Here is a 26,636-nt window from a genome sequence, read left to right as displayed (position 1 = left end):
GTAAAAAGGCAAATTCATCAGTTTATGAATTTGCCTTTTTTATGTTTATTTCAAAATTTCTTTCAGGAACAGCAACGTATGATTCCATGCTCTTTTGGCCATTGTTGCATTGTAATCCGGTGATTTCGGATCTGTAAATGTATGTTTAGAATGGGCATATGTGATGATCTGCCAGTCGGCATTTCCTTCATTCATTTCTTTGATGAGGTTATTATAATCCTCAGGAGTTACACTTTTATCATCAGCCGGATTTTCAACCAGAATTTTAGCTGTTAAAGCCTCATTTTTTCTACTCTGATCTCTGCCCAGACTTCCGTGGATGGAAACAACACCCGCTACAGGAAGATGACCTCTTGCTGATTCCAGTGCTCCTGTACCTCCGAAACAATAGCCGATAACCGCTACCTTATCAGAAATTGCTCCGTTTTTCTTCAGTTGTTCCAACGCCAGCGAAATTCTTTTCTGGTACTCCTGATAATTCTGTTTGTAATATCCTGAGCTTTTTGCAGCAGATTCGTTATCAGTAGGAATTTTTCCTTCACCATAAATATCAGCAATAAAAGCGATGTAGCCTTGCTTTTCAAGCTCAACAGCCGCTGTTTTAGCTTCTTCGTCAATACCTTTCCAGGCTGGAAGAATCAGTACTCCGGGAAGTTTTTTTCCGGCATTGGAAGTGATGAGACCATTAAGTTTCTGGGAACCGTCCTGGTAGGAAACAGGTTTAAGTTTCTGACTGAAAAGATTTCCTGAAGCCATAATCATTGCAGTTAATAAGATGGAACGTATCATATTTTGTAATTTAATTTTAATACAGATTACACTAATCCTTTTCACAAATACAACCAATAACAATTGTGCAATTCGTGTAAAAATTTGTGATAGTAGTGTTGAAAAGAAATCTTATCGAAATTAATAAAAATAACTCAGAAAGAATATTAATAAAATATTATTTAATACTTTTCAGAAATTATCTAATGTTATAAGCCTTACTCAGGTTTGTAAAACTGGTATTGCTCATTTTCATAATAGGCATTAATGTGCTGCAAACCGTTTGTTAAAATAATTTCCCTGGCACCGATAATAGAATTGTACCGGGCAGTCTGTTCAAAAGTTTTTTCCGTTAATTTGATCTGCGGAGCTTTACATTCAATCAGAATTATGGGTTCGGTTTTTTCAGTAACCAGAAGGTCAATTCTTTTGGTAAGACCATTCAGGATAATCTTTTTTTCGGTAATCAGAGCCGATGTTGAGTAGGATTTTACAGTAAGATAATAATGTACCCAATGTTGTCTGACCCATTCCTCAGGAGTGAGCAGAAGATAAGTTTTGCGGACCAAATCATAAATAAAAAACTTATCTTTGTCTTTCTTGAATTTAAAATCAAAAGTTTCCTGAAAATTCAGTTTTGGAAGTTCCATTAATAAGATGAAAGAATTAGATTTAATCCTCAAAAATATTAAAAATAAAGAAGTTTTACCTATTTATTTTTTCCACGGAGAAGAAGCTTACTTTATTGATGTCGCTGTAAAGGCTCTTGAACATAACTTTTTGGAAGAAGATGAAAAAGCTTTCAACCAGACAGTTACTTATGGAAAAGATACTTCTTATCAGGAAGTTCTTTCCCTGGCAAGACAGTTTCCGATGATGGGAGACAAACAGGTGATTATTGTGAAAGAAGCTCAGGATTTACGATTCAATGAAGAGGAAAACAGAATTCTGGAAGCCTATGTAGAAAATCCCGTTCCTTCTACAGTATTGGTTTTTGCCCATAAACACAAGAAGCTGGACAGTAGAAAAAAAGCAGCCAAAGCATTGGATAAAGCCAAAGCCCTTTTCCTTAGCGAATCTGTAAAGGAAAGCAATCTGCCGAAATGGATTTCAGATGAGTGTGTAAAGCTTAAAATCAATACAGCTCCCAATATCTCTCATCTACTGGCAGAATATCTGGGAAATGACCTGTCCAGAATTGCCAACGAGCTGAACAAACTGAAGATGATTCTTAAAGAAGGGGAAATCCTTGACGGAACCATCGTTGAAAATCATATCGGGATCAGCAAAGAATATAATATTTTTGAGCTCCAGAAGGCTTTAGGAACTAAAAATGCCAATGCAGCTTTTAAAATTGCCCATTTTATGGGTAAAAACCCGAAGAATAATCCTTTTGTCATGATGCTGGCAAGCCTTTACAATTATTTTTCAAATGTTATTATTTATCAGACCATGGCAGGGCAGTCTCCACAGACCATTGCTTCACAGATGGGAGTGAATCCTTATTTTATCAAAGACTACGCGGAAAGTGCCAGATTTTATCCTCTGAAACACGCCACAAGAGTGATTTCTATTCTTCGTGAATTCGATATGAAAGGGAAAGGCCTGGGAGCGGTAAATATGGGAGAAGCCGAACTGATCAGAGAACTTGTGTATAAGATCATCAACGTAGATAAGATTAAGATGAAGGTGTGATGTGTTGCGGGATACGAGGTAGCGAGTTGCGGGATAGTGAGATGCGCGATTCGAGGTTTGAGGGTATTGGAGAAGAGTTTTACATTTTCTTACCCACCTGAACCCCGTAACGCAATAACCCGAACCCCGAATCCCGGACCACTTAACAGTTACCATCGAAATTCAACATATCAGATATTGACAAGTATCATTAAAATAACTTTAAAAAGAAATTAAAAATTCCGAAATTAGCGGTCTAATTCAAATTAAATCTTTTCGAACAAAGCAAATTATGGAGCAAAACATTTTAGATTGTGTGATCGTTGGATCTGGGCCTTCTGGTTTCACAGCTGCTATCTACGCAGCAAGAGCAGACTTAAAACCTGAATTGTATACAGGTTTGGAGCCGGGCGGACAATTAACAACCACTACTGAAGTGGATAACTTCCCAGGGTATCCAGCCGGGATTACAGGTCCTGAAATGATGATGGATCTGCAAAAACAGGCAGAAAGATTTGATACCAAAGTTCATTACGAAATGATCACTAAAGCTGAATTCTCTAAGGAAACAGGCGGTGTTCACAAATTATATGCAGGAAACAAGGAGATCCTTGCCAAAACAGTTATTATCTCTACAGGAGCTACTGCAAAATATTTAGGTCTTGAAGATGAGAAAAAATATGCAGGAGGCGGTGTATCAGCTTGTGCTACGTGTGACGGATTCTTCTACAGAGGAAAAGATGTTGTAGTAGTAGGAGCGGGAGATACAGCTGCTGAAGAGGCTACTTACCTAGCAAAGCTTTGTAAAAAAGTAACGCTGTTGGTAAGAAAAGATGTTTTCAGAGCGTCAAAAGCAATGGTTCACAGAGTGGAAAATACGCCGAATATTGAAGTGAAATTCCACCATGAATTAATCGGGATTGAAGGAGAAAACAGCCTTGTAGAAAGAGCGGTAATCATCAATAATCAGACTCAGGAGAAATCTACAGTGGATGTTGAAGGGATCTTTATCGCCATCGGTCACAAGCCGAATACGGATATCTTCGCAGGTCAGGTAGATCTTGATGAAAACGGATATATCGTGACTGAAAAAGGTTCTTCAAGAACGAATCTTCCGGGGGTATTTGCGGCCGGAGACGTTCAGGATCATATCTACAGACAGGCTATTACAGCTGCGGGAAGCGGATGTATGGCGGCAATGGATGCAGAGAAATATTTAGCTGAATTACACGGATAGTATTCAGTGTATACAATACAAAGCGTACCCGAAGGGTGCGCTTTTTTGTTCCTATATACCTGAGCTTTGTTGGGTAATCGCAATGTCGCAAAGGTTTTTTTCACTTTATGTATGATTTTAAGGTGTAAGAGCATTTCGACTTCGCTCAATATGAGATTTTCAGTAAAGAATATACGTTATCAATTTTATCGGAGATAAAATCTTTGCACCTTAGAACAGTCTTTTTTTAATATTACTTGCGCCTTTGCGCTTACAACATTCAACATCTCTCCATACCCAATATTCGATAAGAAATTAGATAAATAGCTTTATTTTCCAGAAATATTTCCAAAATCCTCATGACCATCTATATAACAACTGAAGACGTACACATTCCCCTCCTTTGGAGGGGTGTCAAAAATTCTTTGAATTTTTGACGGGGTGGTTACGACTATACAATTGAGTAAAAGTGATAGATAAGTTATTATGATCATCTTGTTTTGCGTAAAGTAAAATCCCTAAATTAGCCCATAATCAAAAACAAAATGGAAACAAAAATCATAAAAGTTACACACGTTACCGGAACTTACATCATTGAAGTTCCCAATGGAGCCCTTAATGACATGAAAACCCAGCTGGACAAATGCCTTAATGATGAACAGGGCGCAATTGTAGTAAAGGGAGAAGATGGAGATCAGTTTGTATATCCGTCTGATTTTTTAAAAAACAGTTTTATTTCCATTGTTGATCGGGAATAGGGAAGGTTTTCAAAAAATAATTCCCCTGATTCCTAGTCTATTATTAAGTTTTGTTAAAATTTGTGTGGGAAAAGTTTTGCAGAAATTAAAAATCGTTCTATATTTGCACCACTGAAAACAACGGTATAGCCGGAGTTTAGGGAGAGTTGGCAGAGTGGTCGATTGCGGCAGTCTTGAAAACTGTTGACTGTAACAGGTCCGGGGGTTCGAATCCCTCACTCTCCGCAAGATGCACAAACGTAAGTTTTCAAAAAGCATCAAAAAATATTTAAATCCTGCAAAATCAATGATTTGCAGGATTTTTTATTTATTGCAATTGCTGTAATTTTCAAAAATACTCCAAAAGTTTGTGGCAATTGTGTGGCAATTTTTAAATTGATTGAAAATTGCCATAGAAAGCAGACTCAAAAAGTTGTAAAAATGCATTTAAACAATGTGTAATGAACACGTTGCAAATCTAAACATCTTGATTCGAGGAACTTTTAGTTTGACATTTATAACCTTAAAAAATGTTGAATTATGTTAGTAGAACAAAGCTATGGGCTCACTTTCTTTTTAAAGAGCTCAAAAAATGAAAAGATCCGCCATATTTATGTGCGGATAACTGTAGATGGTATTCCAAAAGAAACCTCTACGAAAAGAAAATGGTATCCCAATCGATGGGATCAGAAAGAAGGCAAAGCTGTGGGTACGAAAGAAGATGCAAAGATTATTAACCTTTTCCTGGAATCTTTAATGACTAAGATTAACAGCCACAGAACTGAGCTTATGAATAATGGTATTCCCATTACCTCAATTGATCTTATAAACTTCGTAAACGGAAAATATAAACCTAGAAATAAGGTGCTTGAAGAATTTCAGGAACATAATGATGAGATGGGTAAATTGGTAGAGACCGGAGAATATGCCAAAGGAACACATGACCGTTATATCACCGCAAGGTCCCATGTTCAAGAATTTATCAATTATCAATATAATAAAGAAGACATAGAGTTCAGAACACTGAACTATGAGTTTGTAAAGGATTATGATTTGTACTTAAAAACAGTAAGGAAATGTTCTAACAATACTTCATTGAAGTATATTAGCAATTTTAAGAAAATAGTACTGAGAGCAGTTGCAAAAGAAATTATTCCTAAAGATCCGTTTAAGCTATTTATTGGAAAGAAAACCAAGGTTAAAAAGAAGCCGCTGACAAAAGCTGAACTAAAACGAATTGAAGAAAAAGAATTTAGCTCAGAAAGGTTGTCGGTAGTACGGGACATTTTTGTTTTTCAGTGTTACACAGGATTGTCCTATATAGATGCTTTCCAACTCAAATGGGAAGATATTAAAGAAGCTAATGATGGAAGTGCCTGGATTATGTCCAGCAGGCAAAAATCAAAATCTGACACTGATATCCCACTCTTGCCTAAAGCGCTGGAAATTATATCGAAATATAAAGATGATCCATTATGCATAAAAAGAGGCACCGTACTGCCTGGTCGCTCAAATCAGAAAATGAATGAATATCTAAAGGAGATAGCGGTTTTATGTAATGTTAATGTAATACTTAATACTCATAAAGCACGACGTACCTTTGCCAGTACGGTTACTTTAAACAACGGTATATCAATACACGTTGTTAAAGAAATGCTGGGTCATCATTCAGTGAAACAGACAGAGGATTATGCAATCACTGAACAGGAATCAATTGCTAGGGAAATGAAAGATCTTGAAGCTAAGCTAAGAGGTAACAATAATTTCAATAGGGACCTGGTTAAACTTCTGGAACAGCTCGAAAAAGAATTCCATGATTTAAAAAACACTCGGAACGCTTATTCAGAGCTTTCTCTTGCTGAGAGATGTAATGCTTTTGAAAATATGCTCACTAGGGCAAAGGCTATTATTTAATAGAAACAATCCCCTCAATGCATAAAGTTTTGAGGGGATTGTTTTTCTGACTCAGTTTTTCTGTATAGACAGAATTTCTACAGTACTGCGATAATCTGGATGATAAGATGGAATGTACTTAATGTATCCAAACTGCTGAAGTTGCTTAAAATATTTATGATAACTGGTTATTGTAGTGATATGCGAAAACTCCATAAGCTTTCTCCTGCTCACTCTGATAATCCATTTTTCATTTTGTTTCCAAGCAAGGCGGGCAATTGCAGTTAACAAAGCAATATGCCAAACATTCAATTTTGGATTATTTTGGATTTCATCAAGGAAATCAAACCAGTGCTGTATATCATTCCTTTTCATAATCAAATAGATGTTGAAGGTCTTCACAATTGTAATAATACGAGCCCAATAATTTCTTGAATCGAATTTTGCCAGTGATCCTGAGGTTTTGTAATGTCGAAGCAGAAATATTCAGTTTTCTGCGAATTACCTTACTCCGCATCCAGCCAAATTCTTCATCCTCTCTTGAATTAGCTAACTTAGATTTTAGTAGGTTCTCAATATCCGAAACTATTAGGTTTCTTAATGCTGTTAAATCTTTTTTCGTTATTGTATCCATTTTTATAAATTTTGATTTAATTCAAAATTTAAACTTTGGACTTACAGATATCCTAAAGAGGAAGTCACAGGCATATTTTTTCTTTGTATTTCTTATTGCCTGTGCAGGAAATTTAGAAAAGTAAGTTTTAAGTAGTCATGGAAGAACAATTCTCGAACCATTTTGTTGAAGATTTAAATAATCTTAAAGGTTTGATGTATTAAAGATGATAATTCTAATAAAAATGCCCCGAAGGTAGTCGAGGCGCTAAATGTTTTCACAACGGAATAATCCTTATTGTGAATTGCTTTCAAAATTATTGATACAAAGATAAAAGAAAAAAATTAACTGTATTTATGGGAATCCATAATTTGAATATTTTTTTATTACTATTTTTATGTGGTATCAAAATTAATAGCGATGAAAAATATACTTGGACTGGACTTGGGAACAAACTCTATTGGGTGGGCTTTAGTAAAACAGGATTTTGAAAACAAACAAGGTGAAATTCTTGGAATGGGGACCAGGATAATTCCGATGTCTCAAGATATTTTGGGCGATTTTGGTAAAGGGAATTCTGTTTCGCAAACTGCGGAACGTACAAAATACAGAAGTGTAAGAAGATTACGTGAACGATTTCTTCTACGAAGGGAGAGGCTTCACAGGGTTTTAAACATTTTGAATTTCCTTCCAGAACACTATGCTTCACAGATTGATTTTGAAAAACGATTTGGGAAGTTCAAAGTTGAAACTGAACCAAAATTGGCCTGGAAAAATATTGAAGGACAGTTTTCATTTCTGTTCCAAAACTCTTTCAACGAGATGCTTGAAGATTTTAAGACGAACGGACAGGATTTAAGAATACCGTACGACTGGACGATTTATTATCTCCGTAAAAAGGCACTTTCTCAAAAAATTGAAAAAGAGGAGTTGGCCTGGATTCTTTTGAATTTTAACCAAAAACGTGGATATTATCAATTGCGTGGGGAAGAAGAGGAAGAAAATCCTAATAAAATTGTTGAATTTTATTCTTTAAAAGTTGTGGATGTTCTAGCAGATGAGCCACAAAAAAGCAAATCAGATATATGGTATTCTTTGGTTTTAGAAAATGGATGGATTTACAGAAGGGCAAGTAAAATATCGTTGTTTGATTGGAAAGATAAAACAAGAGATTTTATTGTAACAACTGATTTGAATGATGATGGAAGTGTTAAAACAGACAAAGACGGAAATGAAAAAAGAAGTTTCCGGGCACCGGGTGAGAACGATTGGACTTTGGTAAAGAAGAAAACAGAGCAGGAAATCGAGCAGTCTCATAAAACCGTTGGAATATATATTTACGAAACTCTCCTTAATAATCCCAAACAAAAAATCAAAGGGAAACTAGTTCGTACGATTGAAAGAAAATTCTATAAAGAAGAACTCAGGCAGATATTAGAAAAGCAAAAGCAGTTCCATCAGGAATTACAAAATGATGATTTATATAATAGTTGTATTCGCGAGTTGTACAGAAATAATGAAGCCCATCAACTGACTTTAAGTAAAAAAGATTTTGTACATCTTTTTATGGAGGATATTGTTTTCTACCAAAGACCGTTGAGAAGCCAGAAGTCTTCTATTTCCAACTGTACTTTGGAATTCAGAAAATACAAAGATGAAAATGGAGCAGAACATACACAATATTTAAAAGCTATTCCAAAATCGAATCCATATTATCAGGAGTTTCGTCTCTGGCAATGGATTTTTAATCTTAATCTATATAAAAAAGATAATGATGAAAACGTTATCAAAGAATTTTAACCACTATCCAGGATATCGAAAATCTGTTTGAGTTTTTAAATAACAGAAAAGAAATTGATCAAAAAGCTCTATTGAAACATTTTAAGCTCAATGAGAAAACACATCGTTGGAATTTTGTAGAGGATAAAAAATACCCCTGCAATGAAACGAAGACGATGATTTCAACTCGATTGGAAAAAGTAGAAAATATTCCCGATGATTTTCTGACCAGGGAAATCGAACAACAGATTTGGCATATTATCTATTCTGTCAATGATAAAATAGAATACGAAAAAGCCTTAAAAACCTTTGCATCAAAACATCATCTAGACGAAAGTTCTTTTTTCGAGGCTTTCAGAAAATTTCCACCATTTAAAAGCGAATATGGTTCCTATTCGGAAAAAGCAATTAAGAAATTGTTGCCTATAATGCGATTGGGCAAATATTGGGATTATGCCAATATTGATCAGTCTTCAAAAGACAGGATTAAGAAGATCATTAATGGAGAATATGATGAAAATATAAAAGATAAGGTAAGAGAAAAGGCAGTCCATCTTACGAATGAAAATGATTTCCAGGGTTTACAATTGTGGCTGGCTCAATATATTGTATATGGAAGACATTCGGAAGCATCAATAACAGGGAAATGGAATTCAGCTGATGATTTGGAAGAATTTTTAAAAGATTTTAAACACCACTCGCTTCGCAATCCAATTGTAGAGCAGGTCATTACTGAGACTTTACGTGTTGTGAAAGATATTTGGCTAAAATACGGAAAAGGAGCAAAAGACTTCTTCAATGAAATTCATATAGAGTTGGGAAGGGAAATGAAACTTCCGGCTGAAGATAGAAAGAAACTTACGAGCCAAATTATTGAAAATGAAAATACGAATCTCCGCATCAAAGCTCTATTAGCTGAAATGATGAATGATCATGCTGTAGAAAATGTTCGTCCGTTTTCACCCCAGCAACAAGAAATTCTGAAAATTTATGAGGACGGTGTTTTAAATTCAGGCATTGAAATTGAAGATGAATATTTAAAAATAAGCAAAACGGCGCAACCTTCTCCTTCAGATTTAAAACGGTATAAACTTTGGCTGGAACAGAAATACAAATCGCCTTATACCGGGCAAATGATTCCACTAAATAAATTGTTTACGCCAGAATATGAAATTGAACATATTATCCCACAAAGTCGATACTTTGATGATAGTTTTAGTAATAAAATTATTTGTGAATCGGCAGTTAACAAATTGAAGGATAATTATATCGGACTTGGATTTATTAAGCAGTTTGGAGGAACTATTATTGAACTTGGTTTGGGTAAAAGCGTGAAGGTTTTTGATATTGATCAATACGAAGATTTTGTTAAGAAGCACTACGCCAATAACCGAAGTAAAAGAAATAAACTTCTTTTAGAAGATATTCCTGAAAAAATGATTGAACGTCAGATCAATGATACTCGTTATATCAGTAAATATATTTCCGGTATACTTTCTAATATTGTTCGCTTAGAAGATGGTTCGGATGAAGGAGTAAATTCTAAAAACATTGTTCCCGGAAATGGAAAAATTACTACCCAATTGAAAAAGGACTGGGGGCTGAATGATGTTTGGAATGACTTGATTTTACCCCGTTTTAAAAGAATGAATCAGTTGACCAATTCGACGGATTTTACCGCCTGGAACGAAAATTTTCAAAAGTTTTTGCCGACCGTTCCAATTGAGTATTCGAAAGGTTATTCTAAAAAAAGAATAGACCATCGTCATCATGCTCTGGACGCTTTGGTAATTGCTTGTGCTACAAAGGATCATGTAAATTTATTAAATAATCAATCGGCAAAATCGGAAACCAACCGCTACGATTTGAAAAAGAAATTAATGAAGTTTGAAAGAGTTGTTTATCTCCATACGCAAACAGGGGAGAAAATCGAACGAGAAGTGCCAAAACAATTTTTAAAACCTTGGGAAAATTTTACTGTAGATGTTAAGCATAATTTGGACACGGTTATTGTAAGTTTTAAGCAAAACCTTAGGGTCATTAATAAAGCGACTAATTATTACGAAAAATATGTAGAGAAAGATTGTGCAAGAAATAAGGCAAGAGTAGAACAAAAGGGAATAAATTGGGCGATTAGAAAACCAATGCATAAAGATACGGTTTCTGGTAAAGTAGATTTACCTTGGGTAAAAGTTCCAAAAGGAAAAATTTTAACAGCAACAAGGAAAAGCCTTGACGCTTCATTCGATTTAAAATCAATAGGCTCCATTACTGATACAGGAATTCAAAAAATTCTCAAAAATTATTTAATGCTTAAAGGTGGAAACCCTGAATTGGCTTTTTCACCCGAAGGAATTGAAGATTTGAGTAAAAGTATTGAGAAGTATAATGATGGCAAGCCTCATCAACCCATCAACAAAGTAAGGGTTTTTGAACTGGGTAGTAAATTTCAGGTAGGACAAGCCGGAAATAAAAAAGATAAATATGTAGAAGCTGCAAAAGGAACCAATTTGTTTTTTGCAGTGTACGAAGATAAAAACGGCAGGAGAAGCTATGAAACCATTCCTTTGAATGAGGTGATTGAAAGGCAAAAGCAAGGTTTACCCGTGGTTGATTTAAGAAGTACAAATGATTTCTATTTATGCCCGAATGATTTGGTTTATATTCTATCTAATGATGAGCGGGGTAATATGACAAATAACGATTTTAAAAGCCTTTCTGACGAACAAGTTAAAAGGATATACAAATTCGTTAGTTGTACAGGAGGTGAGGGGCATTTTATTCCTTACTCAAGTGCGACAGAAATAATAAAAAATGAGAATGGTACAAATAGTAAAAGTGAGAGAATGCAGAATTTCTATGATGGTAGTTGTATGTTTGATAAAAACGGCAAGCCCATTATGATAAAAGAAAACTGTGTAAAACTTAAAGTCGACCGTCTAGGGAACATTGCAAAGATATAATTATGATTACCCGTTCAATCTACATCGGTAATCCCGCTTATCTTAAGCTCAAAGATGAGCAGCTGAAAATCCTCTGTCCAGAAACCAAAATGGAAAAGGGGAGTGTTCCTGTGGAAGATTTGGGTTTGCTGATGCTGGATCATTATCAGATTACCATTTCTCATAATTTGATTCAGAAGATGATGGGAAATAATGTAGTGGTCATTAGTTGTGATGCGCATCATTTACCGCACGGAATTATGCTTCCACTGTATGGTCATACTGAACATTCTGACCGGGTAAAAGATCAGCTCGAAGCCAGTGAACCGCTGAAAAAGCAACTTTGGAAACAAACCGTGGAATGTAAGATTGAAAATCAGAAAAATGTTCTGATGAAGTTGGGAAACTATTATGAACCAATGGTTGAATACCAAAGAAATGTAAAGTCTGGGGATTTAAGCAATATGGAAGGTATTGCAGCTCAGCATTACTGGAAATATCTGATCAGCCTTGATTTTTTGAGACAGCGTTTCGGAGAACCACCCAATCAGTTCTTTAATTTCGGGTATGCGGTTCTCAGAAGTATTGTTGCCAGGGCTATTGTTGAAACAGGATTATTGCCCGTATTGGGAATTTTTCATAAAAATAAATATAATCCTTACTGCCTTGCCGATGATCTGATGGAACCTTATCGTCCGTTTATTGATTTACTAGTAATGCAGTGGCTGAAAATTCATCCTGATGTAGAAGAACTGACGAAAGAATTTAAGGCTCATATTCTGCAGATTGCAACCAAAGATGTGCGTATTGATGATAAAACAAGGCCATTGCTGGTTGCTGTAAAAATGACGGCTTCGTCGCTTTACAAATGCTATACAGGAGAAAAAAGACTGATTTCTTATCCTGAACTGTTATGAACGCCGAAAGGTTTAACGCATACCGGATTATGTGGGTTTTAGTATTATATGATCTCCCGACTGAGACCAAAGCGAATATGAAAGATGCTAATCGTTTTCGGAAGGCACTGATTGATGATGGTTTCACCTTGTTTCAGTTCTCAATGTATGTACGCCATTGTCCGAGCCGGGAAAATGCTGAGGTTCATATTAAAAGAGTTAAATTTATGCTTCCAAAAGCTGGGAAAGTGGCCATTATGTGTATCACGGACAAACAATTTGGAGATATTGAAATCTTCTTTGCCAGGAATAAAGAAAAGCCACCTCCAACCTTTCAGCAGCTTGAATTATTCTAAATTTTAAATTCTAAATATAAAAATAATCTACTGAAAACCAGTAGATTATTTTTTGAGGCTGTGACTAATCACGAAGATAATAATTTTTGAAAGCAATTCACAACTAACGAAGGCAACTTTTATTGAAGCTTTAAGCTGTGACTAATCACGAAGATAATAATTTTTGAAAGCAATTCACAACTTGAAGCACCTTCACGAATTATTGCAGCTTGCTGTGACTAATCACGAAGATAATAATTTTTGAAAGCAATTCACAACAAAATGACGATAACTATGAAATTTACAAATGCTGTGACTAATCACGAAGATAATAATTTTTGAAAGCAATTCACAACGTGGAGCGTTTCAGGGATTTTTTATCTAAAGCTGTGACTAATCACGAAGATAATAATTTTTGAAAGCAATTCACAACTAGTGGGTAATTTCGATACTCTTTGTGACTGCTGTGACTAATCACGAAGATAATAATTTTTGAAAGCAATTCACAACGCTTACGGGCTACCTCATCAAAATAAGCTAGCTGTGACTAATCACGAAGATAATAATTTTTGAAAGCAATTCACAACCGCATACGATGTAGATAATCGACATAGGATGCTGTGACTAATCACGAAGATAATAATTTTTGAAAGCAATTCACAACTATTGGGAGCAAAACGAATATGAGAGATCTGCTGTGACTAATCACGAAGATAATAATTTTTGAAAGCAATTCACAACGGTATGATGGAACTCCTTTAACTGACGCTAGCTGTGACTAATCACGAAGATAATAATTTTTGAAAGCAATTCACAACGTTACGCGGTTTGGTGTAGTTCGTAGGTTTGCTGTGACTAATCACGAAGATAATAATTTTTGAAAGCAATTCACAACCGCTCACTCTTCATAAAAGCTTCTATTTCATGTATGTACTAATCACTAAAATGATAATTTCTAGAAGCAATTCACAACACCAACCGGCAAAGGATTGTAAATAATCAAGCTGTGATTAATTATTAAGATAACAACTTTTGAAAGCAATTCATACCTATGCAATGTCTTGTGAAAGATTTTATGCTGTTGTAAGTGATTGGAAAGTAGTAATTTTTGCAATTTATAATCGTTCACCCATTATTATTGCCATTGTTATTTCCAATGTAGCACCTTTCAATTTTTAATACGAGGAATTGTTTTCTCGTAAATAGAATTGGTTTGAGTTATCGGTTAGATAAGTAGTTTCTTAGCTATATCCAATGATATGGTTTATCCTTACGGTTAATATAGCAGTGCATCTCCTCTTTTTTAAGTTCTGGAAAAAAATCCATTGCTCGGTCAATGGCATAATTAGGCAGAAAATAAATTTCTTTTATGATTGTATCAACAATTTTTTCTCGACTGTAATATTTTATAATTTCATCGATCTCATTTTGCCCACCCCTTTCAAGAATTCGAGAAATAATTGGGATATATGCTTTCTCCCAATCAAGTTTCCTAAAATTGGTATCCCAAAAGAATTTTGGATGTATTTTTGGCAAGACTTTTTTCTTTAATCCCATACTTTAAATATAGTGATTTTATCTCGTTATGACAACAAAATCACCTTCTAAATCCCTTTCCTTTGTTTTTTAGAACGATTTTTTTTTCAGCTGAATTTCCAAATTTCACATTAGGATTTAGTACAGCTTCCTTAAGTCTTTCCTGCATTGTTTTCCATTTGTGCTCTTTTCCGCGAACCATTGAAACATCATATTCTTTTCTAATCCCATCAAAATAAACTAATGAGTGCGCTGCCAAATTTGAATTTCCGTTGTATTTCGCATGGTAGCTATTTAAATATGACTGTAGAGGTTTTTGTTCAAGAAGAAAATACATATCTACGAAATCCTTTAATCTTTCTCCACTTTGAAATATTGCGTGAAGTTTCATAGCACCAATGTCGTCATTAGAAATCATTCTTATATTTTCTGAGATTTTATCCATTGCTATGACAGGATATTTATGAGCTAAAAGATCAACTTTTATATCTTTAATATAGGTCATTACGGTATTCTCAAAAACAATTTCGTTAGTCGCATTGTATTCTTTTTGTAAGTGGCTTATTAAGGCGAATGAGTCAAAATCCCTTGTGGTAAACAAATCAATATCTACAGACAATCTATGCCCTAATTTTAAGGCTAAAGCGGTACCGCCTACCAAAGTAAAATCTTTTAGCATTTCATCTTTCATCAGCTGTTGTAAGAGTTCCCACATTTCCTTACTTACAGTTTCCTTGTGGATCATAATTTCATTTTTCAGAAAATTAATTCTGAGAATGATGTATGTCTGTATAATGGCAGTGCAAGGAACTATTTAGCTTCGCTTGTCAATTAAAGTCAAAATTAGAAGTCTTTTATTGATGCAGATATTAATGATTGAACTTTAAAATTTTTCTTTTGGTAGCCACATAAGTATATATCTATTTTTAGAAGCCTAGCTTTTAGTTGAAAAACTTAAAATCGGTTGTACCTTTTAAACTATTAATCAAAACTAAGCGTGCTTTGTAAAAAGTAATTTATCTGAGATTTTGTTTTAAGAATAATTCTATTGCATATATAAATGCGTTCGATTTTACAACTATGCGGAAAAGTTAGGAGCTCATTCGCAACTTTGAAAGTCCTTAAGCTCTAACAAAGTTGCTGCTTCGCTCTGCGAGACTTTTAAATAGTTTAAGAATTTTGCTAGAGTTTTAATTCAACTTACTTTTATTAGCTAATATCAGTTATCACATTGTCTTAAATTAAAATAACACGACATGTTTTGTCGCTTTGCAGAGATATCTTTGTCTTGTTAAAAAGTTAATAAAATTTATTTTGGGGTGAAGATTAATAATCCCTAATTTTGCACGCGTTAAAAACATAACTATGAAATAATAATTACATTCGGCAATTTAGTGTATTTCTGTTATACACAATACATCAATCGACATTTACTTAACATTAATAACACAAGTATGAAAAAACTCTACATGTGTGCATTGTTTCTATGCACTATTACGAGCATATCTGCTCAGGAGGTACTTTGGCAGAAAGATATAAAGTCCTCAGCTCAGGATTTTTTAAGCCAGATTACTACAACAATTGACGGACAGTATCTGATCACAGGAAGCAGTATTCAGACCAATAAGCTTAGGCAGAACAGCAAGCAGAACAACGGTTACGATTTCCATCTGATAAAATTAAATCAGCAGGGAGAACAGGTTTTTGAAAAATATTTTTCTGGAAACAATCATGACTATTTATCTTCAACTGTAACTACTCAGGACGGTGGTTTTCTGATTTCTGGAACTTCATATTCAGGAAAAGGATTTGATAAAAAGGAGGATTCCAAAGGAGGCTCTGATCTTTGGTTAATTAGAATCAATGAATTTGGTGATGAATTATGACAGAAAACCTTAGGAAGCTCATCAGATGAAGAAGCAAGAGCTGTGATTCAGACTATAGATCAGGGATTCTTTGTAGCTGGAAATGTATAAAATTCCTCTAAAGGTTATGGTTCCAAAGATGTTCTGATCATTAGGTTAGATAAGGACGGAAAGGTTCTGTCTGAGCAAACATTTGGAGGCCGTGGACTTGATGAAGTAGAGAAGATGATCCCTACTCGTGATGGAGGAGCACTACTTGGAATATATTCCAGAAGTTCCATAAGTGGGACAAAGAAAACAGAAAACTTTGGCGAAGGTGATTACTGGATTGTAAAGCTGGATAAAAACGGAAAAGTTGAATGGGAAAAGAACTTTGGAGGAAAAGGTGATGATCATTTGAGAACCCTGGCATTAACTTCAAATGGATTCATTATTGGCGGGGAATCCAGATCAGAAAGATTAGGTAATAAAACTGTTGGATTAGAAGAAGGAACAGACCTTTGGCTGATTTCCTTAAATAAAAGAGGAGATGAACAGTGGCAGAAGTCTTACAATTTCAAAAACCGTGATATTCTGATGGGAATGAGCGTTCTTCATTCAGCAGATGATAAATCTTCAAAAGGAATCTTATTAGGAGGCTATACCCAAGCAGAAGGAAGAATACAGACTGATGATGAAACTTTCTGGATGCTGTATTTAGATCAGAATGGAAATGAACAGTGGAGAAAATATGTAAAAGGAGAATCCAGAAAGAAGGAAGAAAGGCTTTCTGATTTAAAGCTGAACAGAGACGGTTCTATTGTCTTAGCTGGAACCAGCGCAGAAGAGTTGGGTAAAGAAAACTGGAAGATTGTAAAGCTGGGAGACAGGCAGGTTGATCAACTAATTGAAAAATATGATATCAAAATTTATCCAAACCCTGTATCAGATTATGCTTACGTAGAAATCGGTTTTGATTTTAAAGAGACTGATATTCTGTTGTATGATATGAGCGGAAGACAGTTACAGAGTCTGAAAACCAAGAATAAAGTAACAAAGATAAATACTCAGAATTTGATTCAGGGAGCGTATCTGGTGACTATAAAAACTGATACAAATAAAACGGCAAATGCTAAACTAATTAAGAAATAACTATGAAGAAAGAAAAAATAAAAATTGCATTAATTTTATCTTTTTTATCTGCTACTACAAGTGCACAGATATATTGGAGAGAACTGGCTACAACAAGTGTAAAGAAAACAGAGGTAGGGCAGCTTAATAATTTAGCAGTATCTGCTGATAATGTTAATTTAAGTACAGGTGTAGTAATACCAAAAATTTCAATTACTAATATTGGGACAAATTTTTTACAGGATGAAATAAATTTGGTTTATACGAAAGGTAGCGGTGTTAAAATAAACGATATATCATCAGATTTAGGTCTGGGATGGGATTTGGAATCAGGAGGAACAATTACCAGAAAAGTAAATGGCTTTCCTGATGAATCCAAGATTTACACTGATGCATCAGTGGGAGTTGAAGGCGGTAGTCCATCCTATGTACCTAATGGACAAAAATTAGTCAACGGCTGGCTTGATTATGGCAATTGGAATTCTAAAACCAAAATTATCAATGGAAAAACATATGCTTTACCTGGCACTCCTTATGAAGATAAATCTCTAGGAGCCACTATTCAGGAATTTTCTTTAAATGCACAAAATAATATCTATAATACAAAATTCAGATCTCTTTTAGCTCAACAGGTTTCTGGACCATTTAATATAGGCTCTGGTTTAGCGATAGCCGATTTAGGAGCTATGGCAGGAATGGGATGGGATACACTTAATGTTGACGGTGAACCCGATGATTTTTATTTTAATTTTGGTAAATACTCAGGAAAATTTGTTTTTGATGGAAATAGGACTCCAACCACGATTCCTCATATTCCAGGACTCAAAATTGAATCTCCTTTCAACTCACCTGGGAATCAATGGATTTTTACAACTCCCGAAGGTGTTAAATATTACTTTTCAAATACTCCATCATACAGGGAAACATCTTACAGTGAAACTTTAACAGCTCCTCTTTATGATGACTGTTTTGGGATTACTCCCAACACTAATGAAGGCATAGATGCCAATGAATACATTTCTAAATGGTATTTAAGTAAAGTCGTAGGAATTAATGGTGATTTTATAGAATATTCCTACGCAACGGCTCCTGATTTAGTATATACTGAAAATTCTTCAATTAAACAGGTTTTCAAAGCAGGACAGCCAAGCTTAGGCTTTACTACAACTCCACCTTATTATTTTATAGATTCAGCAGATCCAGGATTCTATGAACGTGAAATTTCGAGAAATACAAACATTAGAATTAAATCACCTAAAAGAATTTCTGCTATCACTACATCGGATAACAACAAAGTACTGTTTAATTATGGCGGATTGCACAGAGAGGACATTGATCAATCACAAAATACTTCCAATCCACGAAAAAGTTTGTCAAGTATCGAAAAATACGATTATAATAACAAGCTCGTAGAGAAATTCACTCTTGATCAGTCTTATTTTCAAGGCTCTTGCAATACGTATGAGTGCAAGAGATTAAAGCTCAATTCGATAAGGCAAGTTCTATCACAAACGGGAACAGCAGATCCAGTAACTGCATTTGAGTATAATATGACTCAGAACCTCCCTCAAAGAAATTCTTATTTACAGGATTTCTGGGGATATTATAATAACAATACCAATAATTCTACTCCTACACTTATTCCTACCGTTTTAGATATTTCATTTTATGGTGCCAATAGAGCTCCTGATGAAGTAAGATCGCAGGCGAATATTCTCACAAAGATTATTTATCCTACCAAAGGAAGTGTTGAGTATGAATATGAACTTAACGATTTTAGAACACTCCCTGTAAATGGTGTTTATAGTAAAAGCACAACAGGAGGGCTAAGGATAAAAAATATCAGTAAAAAAGAATCTGCAACCGCAAATCCAATAGTTACTTCCTATATCTATAAACTTGATAACGGTGATTCCAGCGGAGTTCTACCTACCTATCTTTTAACTCAACTTAATAACACATATGGAGCAGGGAAGCTGTATGATCATCAGACAGTGGAAGTTGATGAAAATGATGGTACCAGAAGCAAGTATAATATGATTTATTCAAACCCTAAGTATATAAAGTCAGGAAATCCTTTACATTATTCAAAGGTGAGAGTCAAGACATTAGGAAAAGGTGAAACGGAATATAACCTTACTACGGCAGAGTATCCTAATAATACTAATGATAAAATGATAAGCCGTAAATGGCAGGCAGCAGATTCACATGGGACTTATATTGCTAATTCATCTTATATTACAGACCCCTCTACCAATCAATGGCCATTAGATCCAGGTGATAATCATCCTACAATTAGTATTACAGAAAGTGCCAATAAAGGACTTATTGTCAGTGAAAAAATAAGAGATGAGTCTGGTAATGTTCTCTCTGAAACAATTAATGATTATCAAAGAAATCCTAATGGTTTTAGCATGAAAACAATTTATGGAGTAGGTGTTTCATCACCAGATACATTTATTGCTGAAAGATCTGCGATCAATACAGTTTACTTTCATATTAACAAATATTACAATGAATATTATTTTTTGAAGACGAAAACAAAAAATGAATATTTGGGAGGAAAGGTAATTAGTACCATACAGAATTTTGACTGCAATACTGACGGGTTCATCAAACAGCAAAGTACTCAGCATGCCAATAATGATATCACACAAGAACAGTACTCTTATCCTGCTGACAAACAAATTCAAAAACTTATTAATGCGAATATTGTTGGAGAAGTAGTAGAGAAACAATCCAAAAACAATAATACTGTAACAAAAAAAGTAGAGAAGAAGTATGAAATTACCAATAGTTTTCTTCCTTCATCCGTATCAACTTATATGCTGGATACTCCATCAGGATCATTTAAAAATATAACTGTGGACAGATATGATGCTAAGGGTAATCAACTTCAGGTTACCGCCCAGGATACTATTCCTGTAACTACAATCTGGGGATATAAAGGTAGTCAGCCTATAGCGATTATAAAAGGAGCAACATACTCTCAGGTAATGCAGGCATTTGGCTTAAATGGTGATGACAACAGTTCATATTTACAGCTTGAAATCGTTAAAAAATCAGACCTGGATATTGATGATGCTACAGAAGACACGCTAATTTCTGAACTTGACAGCTTCAGAACAAAGCCAGAATTTAAAAATTTTGAAATCACTACATATACTTACAACCCTTTAGTTGGGGTAACCAGTATATGTGCCTCTTCAGGAATCAGAGAACACTACATGTATGACTCTGCAAACAAACTCAAAGAAATAAGGGAACAAAACAGAACAGGCAGAATTTTAACAGAGTACAAATATAATTATAAAAACTAAACTGATGAAAAAACTCATAATACCAATAGGAGCATTACTCTTATCGAATATAACCTATGCCCAGCTTTCCACGATTTCCAACAATGAAAATTATATTCAGACCAAAACGTATCTGGATTATAACGGAGCTTTCCCTACAAAATCTTCAGAAACGGTTCAGTATTTTGATGGGCTTGGAAGACCTAAGCAGATTGTCAACTTACAGGCTTCACCTCTGGGGAGAGATGTTGTCACTCATATTGAGTATGACCAGTTCGGAAGACAGGTAAAAGATTACCTGCCTGTTCCTCAACTTTCTACCAGCAACGGAAACTATTATTCAGGGCCATTGGGTGTTTATCCTAACACCTACGGGAATGAAAAGATTTATTCTGAAAAAGATCTGGAAAAGTCCCCTTTGGACAGGATTATGGAACAGAAACAAGTAGGTAATGACTGGAATGGAAAATCTGTAAAGTTCGGATATGAAGCCAATTCTACATTAGACAAGGTCAAAAAATTTACGGCTCCTACAGCTTGGGTAAATAATGCTACAGAGTCAGATGTAGTCAACAATGGGATGTATGGAGACGCTCAGTTATATAAAAATACGGTTACGGATGAAGATGAAAATAAAACTATAGAATTTAAAAATGGTAAGGGACAAACTATATTGGTAAGAAAGGTAATCAGCGCTACCGAGAATGCAGATACGTATTATGTTTATAATGAATATGATCAGTTAGCATTTGTTATTCCTCCACTACTTTCTAAACTAGACAGTTGGACAACAGTACAGCGAGATGCCTTAGCATATCAGTACCGTTATGACGGCAGGGGCCGTTTAGTGGAAAAAAAGCTTCCTGGTAAAGGCTGGGAATATATGGTGTATAATAAAGCTGATCGGCTTATCCTGACCCAGGATACGGTTCTTAAAGGAAAAGGACAATGGCTTTTCACTAAATATGACAAGTATGGAAGAGTCATTTATACTGGAATTACAAATAACACTTCCAGCAGGGCATCAATGCAAAATAGTGTCAATGCCAATACTAATTTATATGAAGCCAGAACTGCTACTGCTGGTTTGACTTTAAATGGTATGCCTGTATATTACACTAAGGCTTCCACTCCTACCAGTGTCACTCAGGTGTTAACTGTTAATTATTATGATACCTATCCTGAATACAGTTTTAATCCTGCTTTTCCTTCAATGATTCAGGGAGAACCTACACTTACTGAAACTCCAACAGCTGATGGAAGGAGTACTAAAGGTATGCCTGTCATGAGTTTTGTAAAAAATATTGAAGATGACAGCTGGACAAAAAACTATACATATTATGATAGGAAAGGAAGAGCTATTGGAAGCCACTCTATCAATTATGTGGGAGGATATACCCATACAGAATCCAAACTTGATTTTGCAGGGGTTACCAAGCTGGCTATTACCCGACATAAAAGATTAGATACTGATACAGAAAAAGTGATTACAGAGACATTTGATTATGATCACCAGAACAGGTTACTTTCTCATAAACATCAGGTTGATAGTAACCCTGTAGAAATTCTTACGCAAAATACCTATAATGAAATTTCCCAGATTACCAATAAAAAAGTGGGAGGAACAGATGTGGCTAATCCATTACAATCTATAGATTATAAGTATAATATCCGTGGATGGTTAACCAAAATCAATGATCCAGCAAATTTGAATGGAAAACTCTTTGGATATGAAATCAGGTATACTAATCCTCAATACACCAATTTAGCTCCAGGAAGATATAATGGAAATATAGCAGAGGTAGATTGGAAAAATGCTTCAGAAGGCGCTTTGAAAAGATATTCATATTCCTATGATCCTCTTAACAGACTGAAAGATGCTATATATACAGAACCTGGGGCTACCAATCCGTATAATAATAATTTCAATGAAAGCCTGACTTATGATCTGAATGGAAATATCATGACCCTGAAAAGAAATGCTTATCCGGTATCAGGAACTACAGCCACTCAGGTAGATGATCTTGAATATAAGTATATAGGAAACCGTTTGAATCAGGTGATAGAAAACTCACCTAATCCATCAGGATATGAAGGAGGAAACAATATAATTGGTTATGATCTTAATGGTAATATGACAGATATGAAGGATAAGGGAATCCAATCTATTGCTTATAATTATCTTAATCTGCCTGTTTCAATTGGTATACAATTTACTAATCCTGTTGGAAATATAAGTACAACAAGTATAAGCCATTTGTACCGTGCTGATGGAGTGAAGCTTCATAAGACATATAGTCAGCAAGCTTATATGGGACTACCAACAACCCGTATGACTGATTATTTGGATGGCTTTCAATATTCATATGAAGATGATGGTGGGATATGTACCACCTGCAAAACGGAATCGGCATATGAAGTGCAGGCTTATTCAAAGATTATAGGTCCAATAATTACCCCGTCTTCATGGAAGTTGGATTTTGTTTCTACTTCAGAAGGATTTTACAGTTTTGCAGAAAACCGTTATATTTACAATTATAAGGATCATTTGGGGAATATAAGGGTAAGTTTTGGAAAGAATAATGCCGGGGTAGTTCAGACAATGGATGTCAATAACTATTATCCGTTTGGATTAAACCATATTGGAGGATCAAATTACTCAAACTTTGGAAGTTTTTACAACTACAAGTATAATGGAAAGGAATTGCAGGAGACCGGTTTTTATGATTATGGAGCGAGGATGTATATGCCTGACCTTGGAAGATGGGGAGTAGTAGATCCACTGGCGGAAATATATTATCCAATGTCAGCATATCATATGTCAGGAAATAACCCTATTTTATTTATTGATTCCAATGGGATGAATTATGACGATTATGGTATTGATGGTAATGGGAATATCAGTTTAATCCAAAAAACTGATGATAATTTTGACAGACTTTACAAAGCTAAAAGTGATTCCAATGGAAATGCAATTAAGGATTCAAAAGGACATGCACAAAAAGAAATTAGTGGAGAAGGTAAAGAAGGTACAGATTATGCAAAAGTATCAAAGGCAAGCAAAGATAGTGGATCACTTATAAGTGCATTGTCAATACAGACAACTTCTGATAAAGCCTATGGCTTTAATAAAATTAATTATGCACGCACAAAAAACCCAAATGATGCTGCTAATGTTTTTATGTTTGCTGCAAAAAATTCTAATGTTGAATGGGGACTAGATGCTTATAATGTAAATGGGAACGCTCTATTTACATTATATACTGGCCATAAAGGGGACTTGACACCTCCTACATTTCAAAATCAGTCCATGTCAAAATTATTGTTTGAAATACATTCTCATAAAAATCGAAATGAACCATCTCCAGATAATGGTGCAACTGGTGGAGATTATGGTATAGCACAAGCCGGTGATAGGATATTTTATAAAAGAACTGAAAGTAATAATTATCCTGGGCATTATCTTTTCTATGCACCTAATAAAGGTAAAAATACATTATGGAAATATTTCTGGCATAATACGAGCAAGGTAACTGTAGGATCTTCTATTAACCTAAAATCTTTAAAATGAAAAAAATTATAATAATATGCTTTTGCTTTTTTCTTAGTTGTGAAAAAAAGAATGAATACTTTACCTCTGATGAAATTTATAAAACAATAACCGAAAGCGTAGATGATATTCACAATAAAATTTCTAAAACTGATAGCATATTTTATGTTTTCAATAGACACGATACATTAATAATTATGTCTTCTAAATATGAGGGAATACTCCGTCCAACATATACGGTGGATAATATAGGATACTTTAATTATAAAAAAAATAAAATTATAATTACTAGGCCATATAAACCTATTTTTACAATAATAAAAGAAAATAACAAATTAAATGATCCAATAAATGGTTTGAAACCTCCATATTATGATGGTGATGATTATCAAAAAGGGGTAGTTTATAAAATAAAGGATGTGAATCATCTGGAAATAATTGAAAAAGGGAACCTAAAGAAATATTTTAAACCTATGGGAGAGTATGAACTCCCTGCTCCTCCACCTCCATCTAAAGAATAAAAATATCTTTTAGCGAGGTATTTGTAACATCCAACTAGCTTATAATACTGTAGAACAATCTCTACAGTATTTTTATTTATAGGTACTGAGAAATAATAATTTAAATTATTAATGGCAAATTTTAGATTAATGTTTGTATAGTAAAATATAACACGACATGTTTTGTCGTTTTCCAAATATACCTTTGTCCCATTATAGAAAGTTAATAAATTTCTTTTTGGATAAGTATTAAAAAGCTTTAATTTTGCACGCATTAAAAAAACACGGCCATGAAACCAATACTCTATTTCGGCAATTTGTGTATTTCCAATCTACACAATTCATATATCATTATTCATTAAATTTAATTACAACATATTTATGCAAAAACTCTACATGTGTGCATTGTTTCTATGCACTATTACGAGCATATCTGCTCAGGAGGTACTTTGGCAGAAAGATATAAAGTCCTCAGCTCAGGATTTTTTAAGCCAGATTACTACAACAATTGACGGACAGTATCTGATCACAGGAAGCAGTATTCAGACCAATAAGCTTAGGCAGAACAGCAAGCAGAACAACGGTTACGATTTCCATCTGATAAAATTAAATCAGCAGGGAGAACAGGTTTTTGAAAAATATTTTTCTGGAAACAATCATGACTATTTATCTTCAACTGTCACTACTCAGGACGGTGGTTTTCTGATTTCTGGAACTTCATATTCAGGAAAAGGATTTGATAAAAAGGAGGATTCCAAAGGAAGCTCTGATATTTGGTTAATTAGAATCAATGAATTTGGTGATGAATTATGGCAGAAAACCTTAGGAAGCTCATCAGATGAAGAAGCAAGAGCTGTGATTCAGACTATAGATCAGGGATTCTTTGTAGCTGGAAATGTACAAAATTCCTCTAAAGGTTATGGTTCCAAAGATGTTCTGATCATTAGGTTAGATAAGGACGGAAAGGTTCTGTCTGAGCAAACATTTGGAGGCCGTGGACTTGATGAAGTAGAGAAGATGATCCCTACTCGTGATGGAGGAGCACTACTTGGAATATATTCCAGAAGTTCCATAAGTGGGACAAAGAAAACAGAAAACTTTGGCGAAGGTGATTACTGGATTGTAAAGCTGGATAAAAACGGAAAAGTTGAATGGGAAAAGAACTTTGGAGGAAAAGGTGATGATCATTTGAGAACCCTGGCATTAACTTCAAATGGATTCATTATTGGCGGAGAATCCAGATCAGAAAGATCAGGTAATAAAACTTTTGGATTAGAAGAAGGAACAGACCTTTGGCTGATTTCCTTAAATGAAAAAGGTGATGAGCAGTGGCAGAAGTCTTACAATTTCAAAAACCGTGATATTCTGATGGGAATGAGCGTTCTTCATTCAGCAGATGATAAATCTTCAAAAGGAATCTTATTAGGAGGCTATACCCAAGCAGAAGGAAGAATACAGACTGATGATGAAACTTTCTGGATCCTGTATTTAGATCAGAATGGAAATGAGCAGTGGAGAAAATATGTAAAAGGAGAATCCAGAAAGAAGGAAGAAAGGCTTTCTGATTTAAAGCTGAACAGAGACGGTTCTATTGTAATGGCAGGAACGAGCGCAGAAGAACTAGGAAAAGAAAACTGGAAGATTGTAAAGCTGGGAGACAGGCAGGTTGATCAACTAATTGAAAAATATGATATCAAAATTTATCCAAACCCTGTATCAGATTATGCTTACGTAGAAATTGGCTTTGATTTTAAAGAGGCTGATATTCTGTTGTATGATATGAGCGGAAGACAGTTACAGAGTCTGAAAACCAAGAATAAAGTAACAAAGATAAATACTCAGAATTTGATTCAGGGAGCGTATCTGGTGACTATAAAAACTGATACAAATAAAACGGCAAATGCTAAACTAATTAAGAAATAA

19 protein-coding genes, 1 tRNA gene, 1 pseudogene and 1 CRISPR repeat array are annotated in these 26,636 nt (G+C 34.7%); of the genes and pseudogenes, 15 read left to right on the top strand and 6 right to left on the bottom strand.

Annotated elements, in window-relative coordinates:
• Window positions 1-45: 45 nt before the first annotated feature.
• On the bottom strand, window positions 46-789 hold the full coding sequence (locus KBP46_RS06245) for a dienelactone hydrolase family protein (RefSeq protein WP_216444932.1): 744 nt from the start codon (window positions 787-789) through the stop codon (window positions 46-48).
• A 197-nt stretch (window positions 790-986) separates the two neighbouring features.
• On the bottom strand, window positions 987-1,418 hold the full coding sequence (locus KBP46_RS06240; RefSeq protein ID WP_062670636.1) for a type I restriction enzyme HsdR N-terminal domain-containing protein: 432 nt from the start codon (window positions 1,416-1,418) through the stop codon (window positions 987-989).
• Window positions 1,419-1,425: 7 nt separating this feature from the next.
• Between KBP46_RS06240 and holA the strand changes: the two genes are divergently transcribed.
• The 5 genes from holA to KBP46_RS06215 all read left to right on the top strand — a co-directional run bounded on the left by holA (window position 1,426) and on the right by KBP46_RS06215 (window position 6,309).
• Complete coding sequence (gene holA / locus KBP46_RS06235; RefSeq protein ID WP_216444931.1) at window positions 1,426-2,463, top strand: DNA polymerase III subunit delta; 1,038 nt, start codon at window positions 1,426-1,428, stop codon at window positions 2,461-2,463.
• Between the two features lie 271 nt (window positions 2,464-2,734).
• On the top strand, window positions 2,735-3,679 hold the full coding sequence (gene trxB / locus KBP46_RS06230; RefSeq protein ID WP_216444930.1) for a thioredoxin-disulfide reductase: 945 nt from the start codon (window positions 2,735-2,737) through the stop codon (window positions 3,677-3,679).
• 524 nt (window positions 3,680-4,203) lie between these two features.
• Window positions 4,204-4,416 (top strand): hypothetical protein, encoded by a 213-nt coding sequence (locus tag KBP46_RS06225; protein ID WP_062670628.1) that lies wholly within the window; start codon window positions 4,204-4,206, stop codon window positions 4,414-4,416.
• A gap of 140 nt (window positions 4,417-4,556) precedes the next feature.
• Window positions 4,557-4,641: transfer RNA gene (locus KBP46_RS06220), tRNA-Ser, on the top strand.
• Window positions 4,642-4,935: 294 nt separating this feature from the next.
• A complete protein-coding gene (locus KBP46_RS06215) occupies window positions 4,936-6,309 on the top strand; it encodes a site-specific integrase (RefSeq protein ID WP_216444929.1) in 1,374 nt (457 codons plus the stop codon).
• Between the two features lie 51 nt (window positions 6,310-6,360).
• On the opposite strand, the gene KBP46_RS06210 is transcribed toward KBP46_RS06215, so the two are convergent.
• Window positions 6,361-6,663, bottom strand: a complete 303-nt coding sequence (locus tag KBP46_RS06210; protein WP_216444928.1) for a hypothetical protein — start codon at window positions 6,661-6,663, stop codon at window positions 6,361-6,363.
• Complete coding sequence (locus KBP46_RS06205) at window positions 6,650-6,922, bottom strand: helix-turn-helix domain-containing protein (RefSeq protein WP_216444927.1); 273 nt, start codon at window positions 6,920-6,922, stop codon at window positions 6,650-6,652. Before KBP46_RS06205 ends, KBP46_RS06210 begins: the two co-directional genes overlap by 14 nt.
• Before the next feature lie 399 nt (window positions 6,923-7,321).
• On the opposite strand from KBP46_RS06205, the pseudogene cas9 reads away from it, so the two are divergent.
• The 4 genes and pseudogenes from cas9 to KBP46_RS06185 all read left to right on the top strand — a co-directional run bounded on the left by cas9 (window position 7,322) and on the right by KBP46_RS06185 (window position 14,032).
• A pseudogene (gene cas9, locus KBP46_RS06200) lies at window positions 7,322-11,643 on the top strand (type II CRISPR RNA-guided endonuclease Cas9).
• Between the two features lie 2 nt (window positions 11,644-11,645).
• Window positions 11,646-12,539 (top strand): type II CRISPR-associated endonuclease Cas1, encoded by an 894-nt coding sequence (cas1, locus tag KBP46_RS06195; protein ID WP_216444926.1) that lies wholly within the window; start codon window positions 11,646-11,648, stop codon window positions 12,537-12,539.
• A complete protein-coding gene (gene cas2, locus KBP46_RS06190; protein WP_216444925.1) occupies window positions 12,536-12,874 on the top strand; it encodes a CRISPR-associated endonuclease Cas2 in 339 nt (112 codons plus the stop codon). The genes cas1 and cas2 overlap by 4 nt, the downstream gene beginning before the upstream one ends.
• A gap of 57 nt (window positions 12,875-12,931) precedes the next feature.
• Window positions 12,932-13,748: direct repeats of the CRISPR family, unit length 47 nt; unit sequence GCTGTGACTAATCACGAAGATAATAATTTTTGAAAGCAATTCACAAC.
• A 137-nt stretch (window positions 13,749-13,885) separates the two neighbouring features.
• Window positions 13,886-14,032 (top strand): hypothetical protein, encoded by a 147-nt coding sequence (locus KBP46_RS06185; RefSeq protein WP_216444924.1) that lies wholly within the window; start codon window positions 13,886-13,888, stop codon window positions 14,030-14,032.
• A 66-nt stretch (window positions 14,033-14,098) separates the two neighbouring features.
• Here KBP46_RS06185 and KBP46_RS06180 read toward each other — a convergent pair whose 3' ends face one another.
• Both KBP46_RS06180 and KBP46_RS06175 read right to left on the bottom strand, forming a co-directional pair.
• The gene (locus tag KBP46_RS06180) at window positions 14,099-14,410 is read right to left on the bottom strand and encodes a hypothetical protein (protein WP_216444923.1); all 312 of its coding nucleotides are present in this window, start codon (window positions 14,408-14,410) and stop codon (window positions 14,099-14,101) included.
• 40 nt (window positions 14,411-14,450) lie between these two features.
• Entirely contained in the window at window positions 14,451-15,134 is a 684-nt protein-coding gene (locus tag KBP46_RS06175; RefSeq protein WP_216444922.1) for a nucleotidyl transferase AbiEii/AbiGii toxin family protein, read from the bottom strand.
• A 709-nt stretch (window positions 15,135-15,843) separates the two neighbouring features.
• Here KBP46_RS06175 and KBP46_RS23570 point away from each other — a divergent pair.
• The 6 genes from KBP46_RS23570 (at window position 15,844) to KBP46_RS06150 (ending at window position 26,636) form a co-directional block, all read left to right on the top strand.
• A complete protein-coding gene (locus tag KBP46_RS23570) occupies window positions 15,844-16,275 on the top strand; it encodes a hypothetical protein (protein WP_253297227.1) in 432 nt (143 codons plus the stop codon).
• A 204-nt stretch (window positions 16,276-16,479) separates the two neighbouring features.
• Window positions 16,480-17,385, top strand: a complete 906-nt coding sequence (locus KBP46_RS23565; protein ID WP_253297226.1) for a T9SS type A sorting domain-containing protein — start codon at window positions 16,480-16,482, stop codon at window positions 17,383-17,385.
• A 2-nt stretch (window positions 17,386-17,387) separates the two neighbouring features.
• Complete coding sequence (locus tag KBP46_RS06165; protein ID WP_216444921.1) at window positions 17,388-20,684, top strand: hypothetical protein; 3,297 nt, start codon at window positions 17,388-17,390, stop codon at window positions 20,682-20,684.
• Between the two features lie 4 nt (window positions 20,685-20,688).
• The gene (locus KBP46_RS06160; protein ID WP_216444920.1) at window positions 20,689-24,234 is read left to right on the top strand and encodes a DUF6443 domain-containing protein; all 3,546 of its coding nucleotides are present in this window, start codon (window positions 20,689-20,691) and stop codon (window positions 24,232-24,234) included.
• Window positions 24,231-24,734: a hypothetical protein gene (locus tag KBP46_RS06155; RefSeq protein WP_216444919.1), complete on the top strand. Its 504-nt coding sequence runs from the start codon at window positions 24,231-24,233 to the stop codon at window positions 24,732-24,734. The genes KBP46_RS06160 and KBP46_RS06155 overlap by 4 nt, the downstream gene beginning before the upstream one ends.
• A gap of 360 nt (window positions 24,735-25,094) precedes the next feature.
• A complete protein-coding gene (locus tag KBP46_RS06150) occupies window positions 25,095-26,636 on the top strand; it encodes a T9SS type A sorting domain-containing protein (RefSeq protein WP_216444918.1) in 1,542 nt (513 codons plus the stop codon).

The sequence above is a fragment of the Chryseobacterium sp. PCH239 genome (assembly GCF_018924625.1).
Taxonomy (GTDB): Bacteria; Bacteroidota; Bacteroidia; order Flavobacteriales; family Weeksellaceae; genus Chryseobacterium; species Chryseobacterium cucumeris.
The sequence above is the reverse complement of the archived record's forward strand: the minus strand, read 5'-3'. Positions and strand labels throughout refer to the sequence as shown.